This window comes from Acinetobacter sp. YH12129 (genome assembly GCF_013418685.1).
In the GTDB taxonomy this organism is placed as follows: domain Bacteria; phylum Pseudomonadota; class Gammaproteobacteria; order Pseudomonadales; family Moraxellaceae; genus Acinetobacter; species Acinetobacter amyesii.
Genome location: NZ_VPBP01000064.1, coordinates 1 through 3,433, shown reverse-complemented (window position 1 = coordinate 3,433; position 3,433 = coordinate 1). Strand labels below are relative to the sequence as shown.

4 protein-coding genes and 1 pseudogene are annotated in these 3,433 nt (G+C 38.6%); 3 read left to right on the top strand and 2 right to left on the bottom strand.

What is annotated here, in order from left to right:
- A partial coding sequence (locus tag FTU65_RS15965) for a transposase (protein ID WP_368856488.1) occupies positions 1–146 on the top strand: 146 nt, incomplete at its 5' end.
- A gap of 129 nt (positions 147–275) precedes the next feature.
- Here FTU65_RS15965 and FTU65_RS15960 read toward each other — a convergent pair.
- On the bottom strand, positions 276–1,064 hold the full coding sequence (locus FTU65_RS15960) for an rRNA large subunit pseudouridine synthase E (RefSeq protein ID WP_078194376.1): 789 nt from the start codon (positions 1,062–1,064) through the stop codon (positions 276–278).
- A 189-nt stretch (positions 1,065–1,253) separates the two neighbouring features.
- On the opposite strand from FTU65_RS15960, the gene icd reads away from it, so the two are divergent.
- Both icd and FTU65_RS15950 read left to right on the top strand, forming a co-directional pair.
- The gene (gene icd / locus FTU65_RS15955; protein ID WP_180004095.1) at positions 1,254–2,507 is read left to right on the top strand and encodes an NADP-dependent isocitrate dehydrogenase; all 1,254 of its coding nucleotides are present in this window, start codon (positions 1,254–1,256) and stop codon (positions 2,505–2,507) included.
- A 405-nt stretch (positions 2,508–2,912) separates the two neighbouring features.
- Positions 2,913–3,050, top strand: a complete 138-nt coding sequence (locus FTU65_RS15950; protein ID WP_180004097.1) for a hypothetical protein — start codon at positions 2,913–2,915, stop codon at positions 3,048–3,050.
- A gap of 268 nt (positions 3,051–3,318) precedes the next feature.
- On the opposite strand, the pseudogene FTU65_RS15945 reads toward FTU65_RS15950, so the two are convergent.
- Positions 3,319–3,433: pseudogene (locus FTU65_RS15945) on the bottom strand (transposase); the annotation flags it as partial.

The window sequence follows — 3,433 nt, the reverse complement described above, 5'->3', positions numbered from 1 at the left end:
AAAGAAGAATTGGAATTGAGCATGTATTTGGCAGTTTGAAAACCTTCAAAATTCTTGCTGAGCGATATCGCAATCGAGGCAAAAGACTAGCATTAAGATTCAATCTAATTGCTGGAATTTATAACTTAGAGCTGAGTGAAAAATGACTTATGAAAGAAATCTATTGTTATAACTTATTATAGTGTCGAAATATGAAAATAATCTTAAATAATTGTTAGGTTTATAAAAAAATGTAAAGGCCTACGTAGGTTGTAGGCCTTTTTTGAAGCTTTATATCAACGTCCGTTACGACCGCGGCCACGAGGGGCTTTAGTATTCGGACGAGTTGTGCCATTGGTACGGCGTTTGGGTTTTTCGCTCTCATCCATTTGCCAGATACGTTTTGTACCTGACTTTTTCACTGAGCCATCTTTATTCTTACGAACCATTGGCTTACCACCTGTACCGCCTGGTTTTTTCACATAAGAGCGCGAACGGTAAGGTTCTTCTGCAGGTACATTTTGAAAGTCAGGGTACAGTAAAGGCTCAATTTCTTTGGTTTCACCTGGTTCTAAACCCAATTGAACTAAATCGATGGCACCAATACGTGTACGAATTAAACGTAAAGTCGGGAAACCTACTGCTGAAGTCATACGACGAACTTGACGGTTACGGCCTTCGCAAATTTGGATTTCAACCCAAGAGGTTGGAATGTTTGCACGGAAACGTACAGGAGGATCACGATCCCATAACCATTCTGGCTGTTGCACTTTAATGGCTTTGGCTGGCAAAGTCATACCATCTTTTAGCTCAACGCCTTTACGTAATTGTTCAAGCGCTTCTTCTGTGATGTCGCCATCGACTTGCACTAAGTAGGTTTTGAACTTTTTATTTTCAGGGTTGGTAATGTACTGATTTAAACCACCATGATCAGTTAAAAATACCAAACCTTCAGAGTCCATATCTAAACGACCTGCAATACGTAGACTAGGATCGTCCACGAAGTCAGATATGGTCATATGCGCTTCGTCTTTACGGAATTGGGAGAGCACGTCATATGGCTTGTTTAAGATGACGATTTTCATAGGAAATAACTTCTATTAAATACAATAATTCAAATTGGTTAAGATTTATTCAATAGGGAAATGCAGCTATTTCCCATCTAAATCTCAAAAAAGGTAGATTTGCTTTAGAGTATTATGCGTGAAGCGCAATTAAAAGTCTTATCAAACAGCAATTATTTTTTCACTCGCTTCTCAGGGAGGGTCATAAAAATGGGTTATCAAAAGATCGTCGTTCCAGTGGATGGGACAAAAATTACAGTAAATTCAGACTTATCATTCAATGTTCCCAATAATCCAATTATTCCATTTATTGAAGGCGATGGTATTGGTGTTGATATCACTCCAGTGATGAAAACCGTGGTGAATGCCGCAGTACAAAAAGCTTATGGTGGAAAACGTGCCATAGAATGGATGGAAGTTTATTGTGGTGAAAAAGCCAATAAAATTTATGGTACCTATATGCCCGAAGAAACCTTTGAGGCTTTACGCGAATTTGTGGTTTCAATTAAAGGGCCATTAACGACGCCTGTCGGTGGTGGCATTCGTTCGCTAAATGTTGCACTACGTCAAGAATTAGATCTCTACGTCTGTGTGCGCCCAGTACGTTGGTTTAAGGGCGTTCCTTCACCTGTTCAGCATCCTGAACGTACAGACATGGTGATCTTCCGAGAGAACTCAGAAGATATTTATGCTGGGATCGAATGGAAAGCAGATTCACCTGAAGCCAAGAAAATGATCAAATTTCTTAAAGAGGAAATGGGCGTCACTAAGATTCGCTTTGAGGAAAATTGCGGTATCGGTATTAAGCCTGTATCTAAAGAAGGTTCTCAGCGTTTGGTACGTAAAGCTATTCAATTTGCCATTGATAATGATAAGCCGAATGTCACTTTGGTGCACAAAGGTAATATCATGAAATATACCGAAGGGGCGTTTAAAGAGTGGGGTTATGAAGTCGCACTTGAGCGCTTTGGTGGTGAATTGCTAGATGGTGGTCCTTGGGTCAAAATAAAAAATCCAAAAACGGGCAAAGAAATCGTGATTAAAGATGCGATCGCGGACGCTTTTTTACAGCAGATTCTCATGCGTCCGACCGATTATTCAGTCATTGCTACCCTAAATTTAAACGGTGACTATATTTCAGATGCTTTGGCGGCTGAAGTTGGCGGCATTGGTATTGCACCGGGTGCCAATATTGGTGGCGCGGTACAAGTTTATGAAGCGACACATGGCACTGCACCTAAATATGCGGGTCAAGACAAAGTAAACCCTGGGTCTATTATTCTGTCTGCAGAAATGATGCTGCGAAATATGGGCTGGACTGAAGCGGCAGATCTAATTATTAAAGGGATCGCAGGTGCCATTGAAGCCAAAACGGTGACCTATGATTTTGAACGACTCATGCAAGGTGCAAAACTATTACGTTGTTCGGAGTTTGGACAAGCCATCATTGAGCATATGGACTGAGTTTATTTGCCAATCTAAGTGTAAAAAATGATAGGTGAAAAAAGGACTGAATGATTTAGTCCTTTTTTAGGACTAAACATTAAAAACACAGAATCATAGCTTCTCAATACAATTCAAAATACAGCAATCAAAAGGTGACTTCACGCAATCAATCAGATGGTCTGGCATGCTTGTCATGTTACTAAAAGTTTAAAACCGCACTATTCGAGTGAACTTAAGTAATGCAGAAAATAGAGGGGGATTGATTTCAAATTAATTATTCTCCAGAAATTTTACAATGAAGTAATTCGAAACATTTATCGGGTTGGTTCCATGAAAATTAGCGGTACATTGGTTGTTGTCCTTTAGTAGATGTACATCTAGTAACAGTACATTGTGACACTTATGATGATAAGGAGAAATGAAATGTCTCGTAAACAGCATCAACAAAACCAACAAACTGATCAACAGCAGCAAAATGATCAGCAACAGCAACAGCAACAAGACCAAAAGAAACAGAAACAACAGCCGCATCAACGAAATCAGCGTCAACAACATCATTAGTAGGCTAAAGACTTTGTGAATCAAAGTTCATTTGGCCGAATGGTTTTTAATTGATCGAAATTTAAGTTTTATACGTAGACGAGAAGGAGATGAATTTGTCTAAGAAAACCAAATCACTTAAAAAGGAAATTAAAGCGAGGTTGAACAAAATTTCAAAGCATAATTCTGCTTTGAAAAAGTTAAAGAAAAAGCTGAAAAAAGCTTAGTCCATTCACGATTTATCAAAAAGAAAAGACCTATTTAAATAGGTCTTTTCTTTAAGTTGTCATTAAAAAGTAAACATGTATTCTTTTCCGAATTGGTTTGATACTTTCTCCACCCATTGCTCTATTTTATCAGCTGTCATGACTTGAAAATCTCGCCAATAATATTTCATCTGCTTC